Origin of the sequence: Flexibacter flexilis DSM 6793, from assembly GCF_900112255.1 — a bacterium.
GTDB classification, from domain to species: domain Bacteria; phylum Bacteroidota; class Bacteroidia; order Cytophagales; family Flexibacteraceae; genus Flexibacter; species Flexibacter flexilis.
In genome coordinates this window covers 361,895-379,357 of the sequence record NZ_FOLE01000001.1, presented here as the reverse complement: position 1 = coordinate 379,357, position 17,463 = coordinate 361,895, and the positions used below count along the sequence as shown (strand labels likewise).

General features: G+C 40.3%; 18 protein-coding genes. 8 read left to right on the top strand and 10 right to left on the bottom strand.

Translation table 11 applies throughout. The features are described 5' to 3' along the window. Positions 1-181: 181 nt before the first annotated feature. Positions 182-652, bottom strand: a complete 471-nt coding sequence (locus tag BM090_RS01590; RefSeq protein WP_091506205.1) for a GNAT family N-acetyltransferase — start codon at positions 650-652, stop codon at positions 182-184. Positions 653-761: 109 nt separating this feature from the next. Between BM090_RS01590 and BM090_RS01585 the strand changes: the two genes are divergently transcribed. The 3 genes from BM090_RS01585 to BM090_RS01575 all read left to right on the top strand — a co-directional run bounded on the left by BM090_RS01585 (position 762) and on the right by BM090_RS01575 (position 2,742). Continuing rightward, complete coding sequence (locus BM090_RS01585) at positions 762-1,583, top strand: hypothetical protein (RefSeq protein WP_091506201.1); 822 nt, start codon at positions 762-764, stop codon at positions 1,581-1,583. A gap of 32 nt (positions 1,584-1,615) precedes the next feature. Further along, the gene (locus BM090_RS01580; protein ID WP_091506198.1) at positions 1,616-2,263 is read left to right on the top strand and encodes an outer membrane beta-barrel protein; all 648 of its coding nucleotides are present in this window, start codon (positions 1,616-1,618) and stop codon (positions 2,261-2,263) included. A gap of 92 nt (positions 2,264-2,355) precedes the next feature. Beyond that, positions 2,356-2,742, top strand: coding sequence for a hypothetical protein (locus BM090_RS01575; protein ID WP_091506194.1), 387 nt, complete (start codon positions 2,356-2,358; stop codon positions 2,740-2,742). Between the two features lie 144 nt (positions 2,743-2,886). Here the strand turns inward: BM090_RS01575 and BM090_RS01570 are convergent, their stop codons facing one another. From BM090_RS01570 to BM090_RS01530, 9 genes are all read right to left on the bottom strand, one after another. Next, positions 2,887-3,831 (bottom strand): aldo/keto reductase, encoded by a 945-nt coding sequence (locus BM090_RS01570; protein ID WP_091506190.1) that lies wholly within the window; start codon positions 3,829-3,831, stop codon positions 2,887-2,889. 98 nt (positions 3,832-3,929) lie between these two features. Continuing rightward, entirely contained in the window at positions 3,930-4,190 is a 261-nt protein-coding gene (locus tag BM090_RS01565; RefSeq protein ID WP_091506187.1) for a muconolactone Delta-isomerase family protein, read from the bottom strand. 82 nt (positions 4,191-4,272) lie between these two features. Beyond that, entirely contained in the window at positions 4,273-4,845 is a 573-nt protein-coding gene (locus BM090_RS01560) for an NAD(P)H-dependent oxidoreductase (protein ID WP_091506183.1), read from the bottom strand. 66 nt (positions 4,846-4,911) lie between these two features. After that, positions 4,912-5,520: a Crp/Fnr family transcriptional regulator gene (locus BM090_RS01555; RefSeq protein ID WP_091506180.1), complete on the bottom strand. Its 609-nt coding sequence runs from the start codon at positions 5,518-5,520 to the stop codon at positions 4,912-4,914. 83 nt (positions 5,521-5,603) lie between these two features. Next, positions 5,604-6,002, bottom strand: coding sequence for a tautomerase family protein (locus tag BM090_RS01550; protein ID WP_091506178.1), 399 nt, complete (start codon positions 6,000-6,002; stop codon positions 5,604-5,606). A gap of 106 nt (positions 6,003-6,108) precedes the next feature. Further along, positions 6,109-7,383 carry an NADP-dependent isocitrate dehydrogenase gene (gene icd / locus BM090_RS01545; protein ID WP_262487655.1) on the bottom strand — a complete coding sequence of 425 codons (1,275 nt, stop codon included), beginning with the start codon at positions 7,381-7,383 and terminating at the stop codon, positions 6,109-6,111. A 68-nt stretch (positions 7,384-7,451) separates the two neighbouring features. Then, positions 7,452-8,015: a hypothetical protein gene (locus BM090_RS01540; protein WP_091506171.1), complete on the bottom strand. Its 564-nt coding sequence runs from the start codon at positions 8,013-8,015 to the stop codon at positions 7,452-7,454. Positions 8,016-8,160: 145 nt separating this feature from the next. Continuing rightward, positions 8,161-8,547: a Co2+/Mg2+ efflux protein ApaG gene (apaG, locus tag BM090_RS01535; RefSeq protein WP_091506168.1), complete on the bottom strand. Its 387-nt coding sequence runs from the start codon at positions 8,545-8,547 to the stop codon at positions 8,161-8,163. 108 nt (positions 8,548-8,655) lie between these two features. Further along, positions 8,656-9,681, bottom strand: a complete 1,026-nt coding sequence (locus tag BM090_RS01530; RefSeq protein ID WP_177199806.1) for a sugar ABC transporter substrate-binding protein — start codon at positions 9,679-9,681, stop codon at positions 8,656-8,658. A gap of 698 nt (positions 9,682-10,379) precedes the next feature. On the opposite strand from BM090_RS01530, the gene BM090_RS01520 reads away from it, so the two are divergent. From BM090_RS01520 to BM090_RS01500, 5 genes are all read left to right on the top strand, one after another. Beyond that, positions 10,380-11,156, top strand: a complete 777-nt coding sequence (locus BM090_RS01520; protein WP_091506157.1) for a GLPGLI family protein — start codon at positions 10,380-10,382, stop codon at positions 11,154-11,156. A 3-nt stretch (positions 11,157-11,159) separates the two neighbouring features. Beyond that, on the top strand, positions 11,160-13,850 hold the full coding sequence (locus BM090_RS01515) for a carboxypeptidase-like regulatory domain-containing protein (RefSeq protein ID WP_091506155.1): 2,691 nt from the start codon (positions 11,160-11,162) through the stop codon (positions 13,848-13,850). Positions 13,851-14,139: 289 nt separating this feature from the next. Further along, positions 14,140-15,624 carry a D-alanyl-D-alanine carboxypeptidase/D-alanyl-D-alanine endopeptidase gene (dacB, locus tag BM090_RS01510; protein ID WP_091506152.1) on the top strand — a complete coding sequence of 495 codons (1,485 nt, stop codon included), beginning with the start codon at positions 14,140-14,142 and terminating at the stop codon, positions 15,622-15,624. A gap of 390 nt (positions 15,625-16,014) precedes the next feature. Continuing rightward, positions 16,015-16,824 (top strand): metallophosphoesterase family protein, encoded by an 810-nt coding sequence (locus tag BM090_RS01505; protein ID WP_091506148.1) that lies wholly within the window; start codon positions 16,015-16,017, stop codon positions 16,822-16,824. Then, complete coding sequence (locus BM090_RS01500) at positions 16,808-17,431, top strand: hypothetical protein (RefSeq protein WP_091506144.1); 624 nt, start codon at positions 16,808-16,810, stop codon at positions 17,429-17,431. The genes BM090_RS01505 and BM090_RS01500 overlap by 17 nt, the downstream gene beginning before the upstream one ends. Positions 17,432-17,463: the final 32 nt, after the last annotated feature.

Here is a 17,463-nt window from a genome sequence, read left to right as displayed (position 1 = left end):
ATTGTTAATGTTTATTTTTGGTAAAAAATTATGGTGTACTACGTTGCTTAATTTGGCGCAAAAATAGCAATATTTCTTAATCTCAAAGTTTTTAGTCAGAATTAAAATCGCAAACCTTTGCGTAAGAAATTTAGCAATATTCAAACACCTGAAAATCAATATTTATTTCAATAAAATATTTTTATAATTCTTTTTCAGATACCAAATCGTCTATTCTTTTCCCAAAGCAAACAGCATTGTTATTGCCGACATATTGTCCATAATTTTCAATTACTGCGTAATTATTTCTTTCATAAAAACGGCACGCTTGGGTGTTTATTTTGCGGGTTTCCAACCAAATTTGGGTGTAGCCAAGTGCCTGAGCTTTTGCTTCCAAATAACGGAGTATGGCCTCGCCAATCCCTTTCCTGCTATGTTTGGCATACATTCGTTTTAGCTCCGCCACTTGCGACATAATAGGCCGAATCGCACCGCAACCTACGGCTTCATTTTCATTAAACAATACAACAAATACATGGCTGGGGTCGCTCTCCTGCCAATCGCGAAAAGAGGCTTGGCCACTGCTCCCTACTTTTGTATATAAAATTTGAGAAAGTGCCTCTAATAATGGAGCTGCTTGCGCGTCTGTTGGGCTTGTTTCTATGATTTGCATCCTTTTTTATAGCCTGTTTCTTAAAACTAATTATTTGCTTATGAAACAATATAATTATAGTTTCGTGGCCTATTTTTTTTAAAATATTTAAACAAATTCTTTTAAAACAATGAAAAAACACGCGTTAGCACTCGGTGTGCTACTCTCTGCCAGCGGCTTGGTTTCTGCCCAAACCGAAAAAGGTACTAAAATGCTGGGCGTAGGCATCTCCTACGATAGTAAAAACAATAATTCATCACGAATATACGATGGGGTATATACCACATATCCTATTCTATCATTAGATACAGTCACTACCACGAAAAACCACAATGAGCAGAAGGTTAGAAATCAAGAGATTAACCTTAATCTTTCAGCAGGCTATTTTATTGCCAAAAACCTGCTTGTTGGTGGGCAAGTTGGTCTTGGGTATGCGCACAGTGCAGATAAACGAAATTATTCGGTAGATTATTTAAAATACAATACAACAGGATATTCAAATACTACCGTCAAAAACACTATAACAACCTCATCAGTAGGTCTTTTTGGGCGTTACTATTTCCCTATCAAAGAAGGTAAATGGTATGCTTTCGGGCAACTAAGTGGCCTTTATTCATTCAATAAAGTAAAATATACAAGTGATCACACTGTACACAACAGCCTATTCTGGACTTCAGATACCAGTAATGTTAGCTTCTTCAGCCATGAAGGCGGCTATACCCAAAAATATAAAAGCACAAATCTTGTTGTACAAGCAGATGCAGGCATTGCCTACTTTATTTCTCCGAACTTTAGTGTAGAAACCTCTGTGCTCAATGTCAGATATACCAAACAAAAACCACACGACTTTGAAGGTTATGATTATGATTCAGGAAAACCATCGCAGCTTGAGTTTTGGGAATATGGTGCATTTCTGAACCTGAATCTGGCTGTTAAATATTTCTTCAAATAAAATTTGGTGCTTTCTAACATAAAATTTCAACAATGAAAAAAAATATATCTTTAATCGTCGTATTGTTTTTAACTATTTTTAGTGCAGCCAATGCCCAAATAGCCGCAGGCACAAAAGCAGTAAGCGCAGGTTTCGGTTTGTGGGGACAAAGGTATCAGCACTCGGAAACCAAATACAGAAATACAGAACTGAATGGCTCAATATCTGGCAGTTATTTCATCTTAGAGAATTTGTCAGTAGGTTTAGGATTCGATATTGGCCGTACCAGAAATTATCAAAAATCAGCAAGCGTTTTTTTAGGTGAAAGCGAATACGAAACAATCCAAAGTAACTATACGGTAAATATATTTTCGCGATATTATCATCCTATTTGGGATAATAAATTATTCGTTTTGGGGCAAGCAAACGCGGGGATGGGTCGTTTAAAATCGGATAATTCTTATAGCAATAGTGGGATAACAGATACAAATAAAGGCAACTTAGATACTTATTCGGCTGGCGTAAATTTGGGGTTAGCCTATTTTATAACACCAAAATTTAGCATTGAAACCTCCGTATTGCATTTCAAATACACGAATTATAAATACCAAGACAGACCAGATTTGGGCAATTATACATCACGTGATTACGATTATGGCCTCATCGGCAACCTGAACCTATCGGCGCAGTTTTATTTTTAGTCGAGCATAAGGCTGCCCAAAAGTCGTGGCATGGGGTTTGTTTTATCAGGATTTCGTGTATGTTTGCACCGAACCAAATGTTATAAAACCTTATGAAAAATCTATTTTTAGTGGTGCTGTTGCTGGCAAGCCTGAGCCTTACGGCGGGGCGTTGTGGCGGTGGCGGAAAAGACCAGCAAAATATGCAATATTTATTCACGACTTGGAAACATTCTTATGAAGAAGACAAAGACGGCCTGACGGTTTTCAGAGATGAAACTTTTTCGTTTCCGCCTTCGCGTGGTCGTCGTGGATTTACGATTTCGTCCGATGGTACGTTTATAGACCGTCCCATTGCAGCCGCAGACGGCAACGAAGCCCGCAAAGGACGTTGGCGTTACAAAGATGGCGAATTGGAAATGCTTTTAGACGATGGCCAAAGCTACAAAGTAGAGGTCGTGGAAATGGAAAAAGGCTTGCTCAAAATCAAGAAAAAATAGTTTTAATAAATAAAAAAAACCGATAAGACTTGGCAGTTTTATCGGTTTTTTTGTTGGCAACACGGGTCACCTATGCTGTATGACGTTTTGGGAAAATACCTAAATACTCAATTCTCTGGTTTGTATATCCCTTATCACATGCAACTAACTCATTAATTTTTCCCAAGAGGCTTTGGTATCCACGTTAGCTTGCGCAGCCAAAATTTCAATTCGTTCCATTTCTTCCTGAGACAATAGAATAGTGGTTGCTTTAACCGCGTCCTCTACTTGTTTGATTTTAGTAACGCCGATAATTGGTAAGGTATTTTTGGCAATAGCCCAAGCCATCACAATTTGCGCAACCGATGCGTTTTTACTATCACCAATTTCGCGTATGGCATTCATTAATTCTTCTAACTGTGGAAGAATTTTATTATAGATTTTACCTCTATCACTGTTTTCAGGTAATGGATTTTGGGTGTTGTAATTTCCTGACAATGCCCCTTGTTCCAATACCATATAAGAGAAAAATATTATACCATTTTCGTTACAATAATCTAAAATACCAGTATCTTCAGAAAAACGATATAATAAACTATAATGGTTTTGGACGGCAGAAATTTTAAAACCTTCTGTTGCTAAAATGTCATTCGCTTCTTTAATCTGCGCCAGATTATGATTAGAAACACCTATTTGTTTTATTTTTCCGCTTTTCAATAAAGGTATCATCCCCGCAACCCAGTTAGGAGCTCCTACGGGATTATGAATCCAATAGAAATCGACAAAATCAGTACCGAGATTATCCAGACTACTATTAAGCATTTCTTCAATTGGATTTTCTACTTCTTTTGCCAACTGAGGCGTGAATTTGGTGGATAAAATCAATTCTTCACGAGGGTATTGTTTCACAAATTCGCCCAATGCTTTTTCAGAAGAACCCATTCCGTACACTAAGGCGGTGTCCCAAAGATTTAATCCTGATTCGATGGCGGTCTTGAATACTGGCTGTAATTCTTCAACACTTAAATTATTTCCAAAAACTTGGTCACTTCCTGCAAATCCTGCACCCCAAGACCACGTTCCTAATGCTATTTTAGGTATTTTTGTCATTGTATATTTAATTTAATTACACTTTAAATGCAAAAAACTTACGCAGATTATTGTTTTATGCCATTATCTGCGTAAGCCGTCTTTTTTGCGTTTAGGTATTAATAATATTTCTCTACTGTGATATATTGAGTATCAAAATATTTAAAGAGAGGAAATGTAGCGGCGATTTCTTTTGCTTTCGCTTCATCTACATCTTTGAAAACAAGCACAGCACCCATTCTTCCTTCTGTTACAAACAGATGCTCCATTATTCCTTCTTGCTTCAACTCTTCACCTCTTGCAAATTCTTGTGGAAGTAACACGTCAATGTTCGGAACTTTATCAAGTTCGCAACGAATGTTTAAAATAATTCTTTTCATTTTTTTGAAGATTTTTGATTGATATAAATTGTTTTTTTTAATACCACAAAGGTAAAGTATGCGAGAATGCCCTACCCTTAATCTATCTTAAGGAATAGATTTTGTGCACAAGAGTTGCTAATTTCTCTGCATGGGATTTGGATTTTGCTTTAAGCGTTTCCAATGCTTCAATGGGATAAACATTAGGAATATATTGCATTCCCATCGAGTAAATGGGTTCTTGCATTTCCATCTGACAAAGCTTGGCAACCTGAATAAGAGAAGGTAAAAAATCATCAATTGGGTAATTCATGGCCTTCCCATAATCATACAACTCTTCTGGTGCTCCTGTCGTAAATGATAGGATTAGCGTTTTGCCTTTCAATTTGTCGCCACCAACGCCGTGAGCAAATCCGAAAACATAAACATCATCCAAATATTTTTTCATTAGCGCAGGTAAGGCATACCAATAGAAAGGAAATTGCCAAATGACAATATCCGCATTGATGAGCTTTTCTTGTTCTGCTTTTACATCAATTTTAAAATCGGAATAAAGCAAATCCAATCGGCTAACTTCTGCATCAGGAATTAGCTGTAAGGTTTGTTCTAAAACGGTTTTGTTGGCGTGCGAATTTTCTAAATTCGGGTGTCCTGAGACGATTAATACTTTTTGCATGTCCTTTTACTTTAAATCGACCATGCAAAGGTAGAGCCCTCAAAAATGACTCACCCTTAATCTATCTTAAGAAGTAAATTTTTTGGATTTTGCGATATCGTTTCGGATTTTGCTTAAATGTTCGGGGGTTATACCCAAATAAGCGGCAATTTGCGTTTGGGGGAGTCTATTTGAAAATTGAGAATAGGTTTTCAAAAAAGACAAGTAACGTTCCTCGCCCGATGAACTCATGTATTGTAACAATCTCTTTTGAAGAGCTACCACATGACGTTCCAAAAGTTCCCGAATAATACAGTTAAATTTAGGAGCTTTATGGTACAGCAATTTGAGGTTTTCGGGTGTGATGTAGAGCAATTCCGTTTTTTCAAGCGTATCAATATAGAGCCTTGATGCGTTTTTTTCACGAAAACTCAGCGCATCTACCATTATCCAATTTTCGGCAGCAAATTGTAAAATATGCATATTGGCTTTATCATCCACCAAATACATACGCATACAACCTCTGATAATAAAATTAAATTGACGGCATATTTCGCCCTCTTTCAATAAGAATTCTTTACGGTTATAGCTATTATAAACAAATAACTCACGAACCAATTGTTCTTCATTTTCATCTAAAGTCGTGATTTGTTTGAAATAGTCGATAAGTGCTTTATAGTGGTCTTGATTTTCCATTTTTTTAACTAAATTTTTCAGATGAAGAAAAAGGTCTGTGTGTCTTCACAAACCTTTTTAATTTTGATATTTTTGAGAATAAACTAAAATTTAGCCTTCACATAACGATACTCTTGCGTGAGGCCGCCGAAGCCATACGAATCGGCTTTTACTTCTTCCACATACACATAACTTTCGGAATGCAACGCGCCCAAACGTTGTTGCATACGTTCAAAAACGGCGGCGATGTATTGCTCTTTTTCGTCTTTGAGGTTCGTGGATTCGGTTACTTTTATATCCAAATAAAAACTTTTTAGTCCCAGTGTCGCGAGCGTTTGGCGGTTTACAAACCATTGATTTTCTGGTACAAAAGCCACTGTAATCGCTGTTACTTCGGGTTTCTTTTTCAAAAACTCAGCCGTAAGGTCTGTCAGGTCGTTGGCCAGTGTTTGGGCGAGTGCGTCGGAGGCCTCGCCGCTTACTTTCAAATTAAGAATTGGCATAAGAATAGGATTTTTATTGAGCCATAAATATAAAAAAACAGCCTTCACTTTTTAAGGGCGAAGGCTGTTTTTTTATAAAGATAAAACCCGAAAGGTTGTTTATCAATTACATATTTTTGATGATTTCCGAACCGAACTCAGAACATTTGAGTAGCGTTGCGCCAGACATTAGGCGTTCGAAATCATAAGTTACACGCTTAGAGGCGATAGAGGCTTCCAAACCTTTGTAGATAAGGTCGGCAGCTTCTTGCCAGCCCATGTATTCGAACATCATCGCGCCCGACAAAATCACAGAACCTGGATTTACTTTATCCAAACCTGCGTATTTTGGAGCTGTTCCGTGTGTTGCTTCAAAAATAGCGTGACCCGAAACGTAGTTGATGTTTGCACCTGGAGCGATACCGATACCGCCAACGATAGCCGCCAACGCATCAGAAATATAGTCGCCGTTTAGGTTAAGCGTTGCGATTACCGAATATTCGGCTGGACGCAACAAGATTTGTTGCAAGAAAGCATCTGCAATCGAATCTTTCACGATAAGTTTACCTTCTTTCGTTGCATCGGCCAACGCTTTGTCGGCTGCTGCTTTGTCAGTTTTGGCCAATTGGTCGTACTGATTCCAAGTGTAAACTTTGTCGCCAAATTCTCTTTCAGCCAACTCGTAACCCCAAGTTTTGAAAGCACCTTCCGTAAACTTCATGATGTTACCTTTGTGCACGATAGTAACCGAAGGTTTTTTGTGCGTAAGTGCGTATTCGATAGCCGAACGAACCAAACGCTCTGTACCTTCTTTAGACACTGGCTTAATGCCAAGTGAAGAAGATTCAGGGAAACGGATTTTGTTTACTTTAAATTCGTTTTGCAAGAAAGCCAACAACTTAGCTACTTCAGGCGTTCCCGCCATATATTCGATACCTGCGTAAATATCTTCTGTGTTTTCGCGGAAGATTACCATATCACAAAGATTTGGCTCTTTCACTGGCGAAGGCACGCCTTCAAACCAACGCACAGGACGCAAGCAAGCGTAAAGGTCTAATTCTTGGCGCAATGCCACGTTCAGGGAACGGATACCACCACCCACAGGCGTAGTAAGAGGGCCTTTGATACCTACCAAATACTCACGGAAAGCATCAAGGGTTTCTGTTGGAAGCCAGTTGCCAGTTTGGTTGAACGATTTTTCACCAGCCAACACTTCTTTCCATTGTATTTTCTTTTTGCCGTTATATGCTTTTTCTACTGCTGCGTCGAACACACGCACAGAAGCAGCCCAAATATCTGCGCCCGTACCGTCGCCTTCGATGAAAGGAATCACTGGAGTATTTGGAACTTGTAACACTCCGTTTTGTATCGTGATTTTGTTTTCGCTCATGATTAAATTAATTTTTTGGGTTAATGAATTGCCGCAAATGTATAAAAAATAAAATGTAGTATCATTTTGTACAATGATTTTTACGGTTTTTTTCCAACCAAAACTGCCTGAACCTTATAACGCATCGTGTCTTTGAGCAAAACTTTCTGAAAACCGCTCATGCCGTAGGCACGCAAAATGGTTTGAGTTTGGGTCGTGTCAAAATACAAGTGCATTTCTCTACCAGACGTGTAGAGCATATTATCTTCGGCTATTTGCGCCCAAACGTGCGCGGGCAAATGCTTACTGCTATACGTTACGCACAGTTTTTTGACATTAATATTTTGGTTTTCAGCAAAATAACACACCTGATTCGGCGTAGATTCTACCCGAAAGCCGCCTTGCCAAGAAGGTTTGTTCAGGTCTATTTCCTTGAACAAATCAAATTCTTTAGACCAATCCGCAGGCAGTGTTTGTGTGTCGGTGTGGCCGTCTAAAGTGCTATTTTTTTGGATAGAATAACCTTGTAATTGTTGCTCTTGGCTTTTGAGCAAACCGTTCATGTCAAAATATTGATGGGAAAAAGAAGAGGCAGTGTCGGGTCGGCAAGCTTGCAACAACACAGCAGCCACCAGCCCACAATACACCGAAAAACGTTTTATCATTGCTCAGATATGAAAAATAGTAAGGCTATAAACCCCAAAGCTACAAATTAGTTCCCCCAGACGATATGGTCAGATCGTTTATTTAATACAAAAGAGGCTTATCCAAATAGAATAAGCCTCTTTTGGGTAGTATATGGATTGCAAATTAGTTCAGACGATAAGGTACTATCATCGTAAATTCGGGGATAGAGACATCAAAAGTTTGGCCGTCCACGATGCGCTCCATCTGAAACGTACCAACCATTTTGCCAATACCCGAACGCAAGTTACAGCCCGAAACATACTGATACGATTCGTTGGGCTCTAATACAGGTTGCTGACCAACCACACCTTCGCCTTCTACCTCGCGCACTACGCCATTAGCATCAAAAATACGCCAATGCCTACGTTTGAGCTGGATCGTATGTTCACCACAATTCTGAATCAGAATTTTGTAGGTAAAGACATAGTGTTGCTGATTAGGCGTTGAATATTCGGGTTGATATTCGGTGGCAACACTCACTCGAACACCTTTTGTGGTTAGAGTTACCATATTCATAACGTAAAGAAGTTTGCACAATATTTCCTGTATAACGCCAAAATATGTACAAAGTTTCACTAAAGCAAATTATTTGTAAGTATTTAAGCCATAATTAAATACCTATTCTCTTTTGCGTGGCCTACCAGTTTCGCCATAAACGGCCTGTTTGGTCAGGAAATCATCGGCAATGACCGTTTGGATAAGATTATGCTCGTCCACGCGCACAGGCGAGAGTAGCACAGATGGTACTTCTTTTTTACCATTATTTTGTTTGGCATTCAGATTCGGAACGTCTTTGTCTTCGGCCAACATCACAGCCGCCACAGCCGCCGAATAAGCCAAATCTTTCACGGGTTTATAAACCGTCATGGCTTGTGTGCCTTCGGCAATTCTTCTACAAGCTTCAGCATCAGCATCTTGCCCTGCAATGGCCACAGGATAGCTCACGCCTTTTTCTGTTAAAGCCTTCACCGCACCAGTAGCCAAGCGATCGTTTGAAGCGATGATCGCATCTATTTGTTTGCCTTCATTGAGCAACTGTAAGGTTTGTTCGTAAGCAAATTGAGGACTCCAATTGTCGGCCCAACCGTTACCGATTACCTGTACTTTCGCATCAGCCACCGCCGTTTTCAACCCTTGTATCTGCCCTTCTCTGAACAACTTAGCATTGTTATCTGTTGGAGAACCACCCAAAAGTAAGTAGTTGCCCGTAGGAACTTTAGAAAGCAAGTATTCGGATTGCATACGCCCTACTTGCACATTATCAAAACTCACATAGGCATCAAGGTCTGCGTTGTTGATTAGACGGTCATAAGCGATTACTTTTACGCCGTCTTTTTTGGCCAAAGCAACTAAATCTACGGCTTTTGCACTGTTTGTTGGGACAATAAGAAGCACATCAATACCTTCTTGTTCAATGAGTTGTCGTACTTGCAAGGCCTGTTGTGCGGCATCGTTGTTGGCAACTGTAAAAATGGCCTCTCCACCCATTTCGGCTACTTTTTCGCGGATAAATTCGCGGTCTTTTGCCCAACGGCCATCGAGGATATCCATAGCTACACCTACTTTTACTTTGTCGGAATTACAAGATGTACAGAACCACAAGCCCATACACAGTACAGCTCCGCTAATTATTGATTGTTTCATAGTGGATAATAATTTTGGTGTATAAACATACACACAGTTATTCATTTGGTAGCCCAAAAGTAATAGTATAGGTCTTAATTATCAAATAGTTAAGGTGAAATATATAACTTACCAAATAGACTGATTTTTGTATTTTTTCTTTTAAAAAGGAACAATAAATGAAGTTATATTTAAAAATAAAGCTGTTATTTTTTGTTTTATCAATTTCATTATATGGCCTAATAACAAAATGCAGATAGAATAAAAAACTTTGTACCTGCATGGCTATTTATTTTTATCTAAAAATTTCTAATCTAATATTAACTAAAAACAAATCAAGAAAAAATCATACAATAATAGTCTGGTTTTTGTAGTTTTGTTATTCAAATACTATGTTGCAGAAAAAACAGCAAAATCTAATTATTTATATCAACAATGAAATATTAACAATAAATTTATGACTAAAAGTAAGGCGATTACTGTACTTATACTTTCATTTATAATGACAGTAGTACAAAGAAAATTCATGTTTGAAGAACCTCTTTCAACCAATTTACTAAAAAGTGCTATTTTCTCTTGTGGATTAGTAATAATCTTTATTGTATTCGTAAAATCTCGGGGCAAGTATAAACATTAGAAAAAAAACTGCTGCAACAAGAGATTACACAAACAACATTCAATTTAAATCTAACCTCCGAAATGAACAAAACACCCTACTCGTGGCAGCATTTTGTCTATTTCATTTGCTGTCTTTTGCCCAAACCAATAGCGGCGTGGCTACTTATCAGTATGTCGATGCCTTTGGCCAACCCACCGTATTTAAACTTTATTTTAATCAAGAAAAATCTATATACATAGCCAATCGCGGGAAAAAAAACACCCTCAACAAAGTAGGCGAAGTTGTACTTACCCAAAGTAATTTTAGTGAAGTTACATCTGTCAATAAAACAATTTTTGATTACTTTATTGATGAAGAAGGAGACGTAATTGTCCAAGACAGAAAAAACAATAAGCTGACAATCAGAGAAGTACAATCGCATTATCCGCTTATCGTGCGCGAACCAACGCTCCCCAAAATCAACTGGCAACTCACTGAGCAGCATAAAAAAATTGGGAAATTTAATTGCCAAAAAGCAACCGCCACTTTCAGAGGCCGCAACTACGAGGCTTGGTTTACGCCCGAAATCCCGATTCCTGCAGACCCTTGGAAACTGCACGGCCTGCCAGGGCTGATATTGGAGGCGCAAGACACAGAGAAAAAATATACCTACACTTTCGTAGATATTACGATGCCGCTGGCGCAAAATGCCGCAGACGAACTAAATTATACGCCCAAAACTGGGGACGAAATAAAGCTGACGGACTACAACAAAGAAGTGAATAATCGAATTAAAGAACACTGGCGAGCATTGATTTCAAAACCAGCGGCAAGAGGCTCTAACCTTACGTTTACGCCCTCTGATATTGATCCACAAGAACTCAACTTTGAGCAATAGACCATGCGAAAAACACTCACCTGTTTGTTCTGGTTGGGGTTGTTGCTACAAAATTCGGGGTATAGTCAAAGCAAAATATCGGTGAAAGGATTGGTAAAAGACAGGGCGGGAAACCTTGTACCGTTTGCCACGCTTTACACCAAACTCACGGATTCTTCGTCCATTACCGCCTTTGGAAGTAGCAACGACCAAGGTTATTTTGCTTTTGAAGCACCCGACCAACCCAATTTTCTCGTTTTTGCCTCCGCCATCGGCTACGAAATCCAAAAGATAAATGTCCGCAACAATTCTCAAAAAACGTTAGAAATCAACTTTACGCTTGCACCCAAAGATTTCATTCTCAATGAAGTAGTGGTGCGCGGCAGCAACAAAGTCATTCAAACAAAAGATACCGTTTCGTTTAAAGCCGACCAATATCGCGACAGTACCGAACGAAATTTGGAAGAACTTTTGGCCAAAATACCAGGGCTGGACGTAGATAAAAATACGGGGGCAATTTCGGTGCAAGGCCAACCAATTAAGAAAATATTGGTTGATGGCGACGATTTGACGGGGCGCAATTACCAACTTCTTTCCAAAAATATGGGCGCAGACGTGGTGGATAAAATCCAAGTGATAGACCGATTTACGGAAAATAAATTGCTCAAAGGCCTCAAGCGCACCGACGACAAAGTCTTGAACATTACGCTCAAAGAAAACCGCAAAAAGCTGCTGTTTGGCAATGTTTCGGGCGGCTTTGGCAACGACAAACGTACCAACAATTCCCTTAATCTGTTCGGATTTTATAAAAAACTTAAAACAATTACCTTCGGAAATTACAATAACACTGGCCATGCTTCAACGGCAGGCCGAATGTCTGGTATTGATTTTAAGGAAGATACCGAATCGGACAACCTGCGCAGCCTTCTGAAAAGCACGAACGCCAACCTCATCGACATTGGCCGAATGCCGTCTGTGGCGTTAAGTTCGCAAACCAGTCGCTTTAACAATGCGTCTTTGGGTTCTACGCATTTCGTTATCCGACCCAAAGAGACCGTTTATGTAAAAGGTGCGCTCACGTTTAGCCACGACAACGCAAAATCTTTTGTCGATAATAATTTTGTCTATTTGCTTAAAGATTCGGTGTTTACGCTTTCCGAACAAAACACCATTACCCAAAAACCAACCATCTTGGAAGGGCATTTGGAAGCGCAATTTGATTTGAGCGAAAAATCACTTTTGCGCTATAAAAGCGATTTCCGAAAATCAATGTTTAGTAACCATTCGGCCACCATTGCCAACCAAAATTTTATCAATAACACACAGAAAAGCAATGTACTGGCCTTTGCGAATACGCTTGATTTTACGCGTCGCATCAGCGACTATCACGCCCTCACTTTTAACCTGACGACCATTCAAGACCGCAACCGCCAATCCCTGCAACTGACGCAAAGTCTGGTTCGTTCTGCGTCTTTTTTGCCCGAACCATTCGATGCACTTTACCAAAACATTGCGAAACCGATGCAATATTATGCGGCAGCGGCGCAATGGCTTTTGGCCAAAAACACCTTGAAGTTGTCCAGTTATGTGGGCGTAGTGGCCAAAAATGAATCGTTGGGCAGCGACCTGCACAGCGCATTTCAAAACAATAGTTACGCCTCGTCGGATAGTTTGCAAAACGATTTGGATTTGCAGCAAAAGAACTACTACACAGGCCTGAATCTGAAAGAAGAATGGTTTGGTTTTGAGGTTTTCGCGGACATATCGGGCGGTTTTTATCACACGGCTATTTCGGGCAGAGCCAATGAATCGTCGTTGTATGCGCTGCCTGTGGTGGGTTTGAAACGCAGCCTCAAAGAAAAACATCATTTTTTTAGCACTTACGCCTATAATTTTGCGCTGCCGCAGTCAGTGGACTTGTCGGAGGGCTTCGTGCTGACCGATTACCGAAGCATTAGCCGCGGCAGTGCCTTGTATATTCAGCAGTACAGCCATACGGCTATTTTCAATTACAAATTTGGGAATTTTGCGGACGAATTTCTTTGGCATCTGAACATTGTACACACGACCAACAGCAAAGGCTATCGCAGTAATTTTCTGATTAATTCGGATTTTAATATTTCGGAAAAAGTAGAAAACAACCTGAGCAATAAAAATACGATTGTGTCGGGCAGCATCGAAAAATATATGCCCAGCTTGCACATGAGGCTAAAATTACGCCCGTCGGTGGGACTGGGCAGCTACCCGAACACACTCAACGGCTCGGACATCCGACAAACCAATTCCCTGAACCCAAAATTAGATATTTCGTTGCGTTCGGCGTATTTGAAATGGTTTAACTTTCATCTGGGTTCTACACTCAGCCAGTCGCGCATCAGCACCCAATCCAAAGACCTGAAAACCAACGTCAAAAACCAATCGGTGGGGGCTTTTGCAGATTTTTATATGAAATTTCGGGGGAAAATCAGCGCACGCATCAGCAACGAAGTTTTTTATTTCAAACCCCAAAACGCCAAGGCGCAAAAGTATTATTTCGTGAATGCGACGGTGAGTTCCGAAATCATCGAAACGAAGCTCTCGGCAACGCTTTCCGTTCAAAATATCCTCAACACCAAGCAGTTTATTACGCCTTATATCACCGATTTTTCTACACAAACGAATAGCACCAAACTTTTGCCCAGATACGTGCTATTAGAGTTAAATTATCGGTTTTAGTGTTTTCGTTTAAGCGGCGACTTGTACTATTGTTTTGTTATTTTATTGAGGAGTTTTTTTATTTTTGTTCCGAACAATTCGTTTGTAAGAAAGGTGAATTGGCAGGCTTTAGGAAGCTCCAATTTTTACCTTTCTTATTATTTTTGGAAGAGATATATCAATATTCTGTTTATTGTCTGCTCGACAAGATCCTACTTTGGTAAGTGGTCAGGGTATATTGAACAGGTTTGGTTTTAATGCGAAAAGGCATTAGCTCTTCATTATTCATTATCTTAATTTTCTAAAAAATATGCGTTTTTCTTCCAAAATAGCCTTGTTGGTGTTGTGGTCATCGGTTGGAGCAATGGCGCAACCCAAAGTTGCTTTAGACAATCTTAAATCCGCACTCAAAGACCTGAACGCCAGCCCATCCATGCAGCACGCAGGTTGGGGATTTGTGTTAAAATCCTTGAAAAACGGTAAAACATTGGCTTCGTATCACCCGCAACGCACACTTATTCCTGCTTCTACCATGAAAACCGTTACAACGGCGGCAGGGTTGGGCGTTTTGGGAGAAAATTATACGTTCCAAACCACGTTGGAGTATTCGGGTACGCTTGCCCCCGACGGCACACTGAACGGCAATTTGTACATTCGCGGCGGAGCAGACCCTTCGTTGGGAACAGACCACATCGCACAATACGACGATTATAATACCGTAATGGCGCAATGGGCTAATAAAATCGCGGAGGCTGGCATTACGCGTATCACCGGGAGTGTGGTGGGCAATGCAGATTTTTTGCCCGAAAATGCCGTGCCTGACGGCTGGCAATGGGGCGATTTGGGCAACTATTACGGCGCACCTGTTACGGGCTTGAATATCAACGAGAATTATTACAAACTCATTTTTAAATCGGGAGCGAAAGAAGGCGATGCCACGAGCATTTTGCGTACCGAACCCAATATCGAAGGCCTGCAATTTGATAATTTGGTGGTAGCCAATAAACCGACGGGCAAAGACAACGCGTATATTTATGGTGCGCCGTATAGCTTTTTGCGCTATGTAACGGGTTCTATTCCTGCGGCCAAAAAAGAATTTGTGGTAAAAGGCGCAATGCCTGACCCTGCGCTTCTTTGTGCTCAATTGCTACATAAACGATTGACCGCCAAAGGAATTAATGTAGAAAAAGATCCGACCACTACACGCATTTTGCGTCGCAATGGCACACGCGCCGACTCGTTGCCGCGCAAGGCGATTTATGTACATCGTTCGCCAGCCCTCAAAAACTTGGTAGCCAAAACCAATGTTTTTAGTTTGAATTTGTATGCGGAGGCGATTCTGTGCGCCGTTGGTCATCAGGCTCTTTCGGAGGCAACCATTGAGGCAGGCACGAAAGCCATACAAACTTTTTGGCAAATGCGCGGTTTGGATACAGACGGTTTTTATATGTACGACGGTAGCGGCCTTTCGCCGACCAATGGCATTACACCCACGCAATTAGCCCAAATGTTTTATCTGAACAGCCGCGAACCATATTTCAATAGTTTTTATGAATCTTTACCTGTCGCGGGACTTTCGGGAACGCTGAGTGATATGTGTTTAGGCACGGCGGCGGCGGGCAAAATACACGCCAAGAGCGGCACGATGACGCGTGTAATGTGTTATGTGGGTTATGTGGAGGGAAAATCTGGCCAAAAGTATTGTTTTAGTTTTATGGTGAATAAATATAGTGGCGACTACTACGCCATGCGTGCACGCGTGGAAAAACTCATGGTGCTGATGGCCAATTTGTAAGCATCTGATTTAGCGGGATTCAACCTTTATAGATTTTCAAAACCTATAAGGGTTGAATCAATAGACTACACTTTTTTCTCCTCAAAGATGTCAATCCTTATCGCTTTATTTTGCCTCATGACAAAGCGATAAGGATTGTTGTTTTATTGATATATAACTGTATTTTTTGTTTTATTATTTAGACTGAACAAAAAATACAGCAACCATTTGATGGGCGGATAAGTACACTTCAAAGGTTTTTTTGAGCACTTGGGCTTGGTTAATAGGGCATGGGTAAGCCAATAGGGTTAGTATTGCAGCGATGCACCGCATTGTTTTGGCGCATCTTACACACTTATCTTTTCTTTCAGCAGTTAAAAATCCTATAAAACAACATGATTGTATATTTTTATGAAAATACTTTATTATGTCAAAAGCCTATTGTTAGTGTGCCTTTTGGCGGCTTGCAATCGCTTTGAATATGACCCCAACCAGTCGGTAAGTAGAGATAGTTACCGCGAACTCAATTACAAAAATATTGGTAAACTTTCGGTCAAAGCCGCCGAAGATTCTGTTATCAAAATCGCATTTATCAGCGACACACACATCAATTATAATAACTTTGATGATGCCGTAGGGCGCATCAATCAGCGTGATGATATTGATATGGTGATTCACGGTGGCGATTTGACCAACTACGGTATTTTGCAGCAATTCAACTGGACCGCCGATCAACTGGCCAAACTCAATAAACCGTATGTGGCGGTGATTGGAAACCACGACATCGTAGGCAACGGAGAAGCTACCTACAAGTATATGTTTGGACACCTGAATTTTAGTTTTATTTATGGCCGCGTCAAGTTTATTTTTTTTAATAGCAATAGCCGCGAATACAACAACGATGGCAATGTGCCAGACCTTCATTGGGTGCAAAAAGAAATAGAAACAGGCTCTAATTTTGATCGTGTGGTATTGGTAAGCCATGTCCCTTATTTTGATGAGGATTTTGATTTTTCCAAACGCTTGGAATATTTGGAAATGCTTACCAAAGATTATGGAAATAAAAAAATACTGATTTCGCTTGGTGGCCATCAGCACAACGGCTATGATACAACTCCAGCAGGGACAGGAATTCCGCATTTTGCGCAAGGTAGCATAGACAAAGGTTTTGCAGTAATCACCATTTCAGGAAAAAATATTAGCTATGAAAAAAACTTTTAAATTCCTGATTTTGTGTATTTTGCTATTGCCAAATGCACTTTGGGCTACAATATTGCCCAGCGACTCAGTTCAGATAAAAGGCAATACTGAGTTGCCACACAAACACGTGTTGCTGACGGGGCAGTTTGCGGGAAGTATCGGCTTTTGGAGCTTAGGAACAGGCATCACCAACAGAGCGCACACGATACACCACGAGTTGTTGTACGGGGCTTTGCCTGAGGCCTACGGCGGCCCGATGAGCAAGCTCACCTACAAGGCTACTTATTTGCCTTTTCGGGTAAAATTAAATAATCGGGTTACGTGGCGGCCTTTGAATGTAACGGGCTTTGCGGCTTATCACATTGGAAAAAAATTTACGCTGCTACACTCGTTCAAAAAATACGAAAAAGGTTACTATCCTTGGTCGCCTGCCTTACGGTTTCATGTCGGTTTTAGTACGGCTTTTGATGTGAAACAACGCAGTGGCCGCGACCTTACTTTTTACCTCGAAACCAATACCAATGATTTGTATGTCTCAACCCTTTTCGATAACGTGGGTTATATGTCGTTTACGGATATTTGGTTTTTGGGCGTGGGCGTAAAAATGCAACTGTTGCATATTCGCTAATTTTCTTTTCTATAAAAAAAGCCAAAAACTCC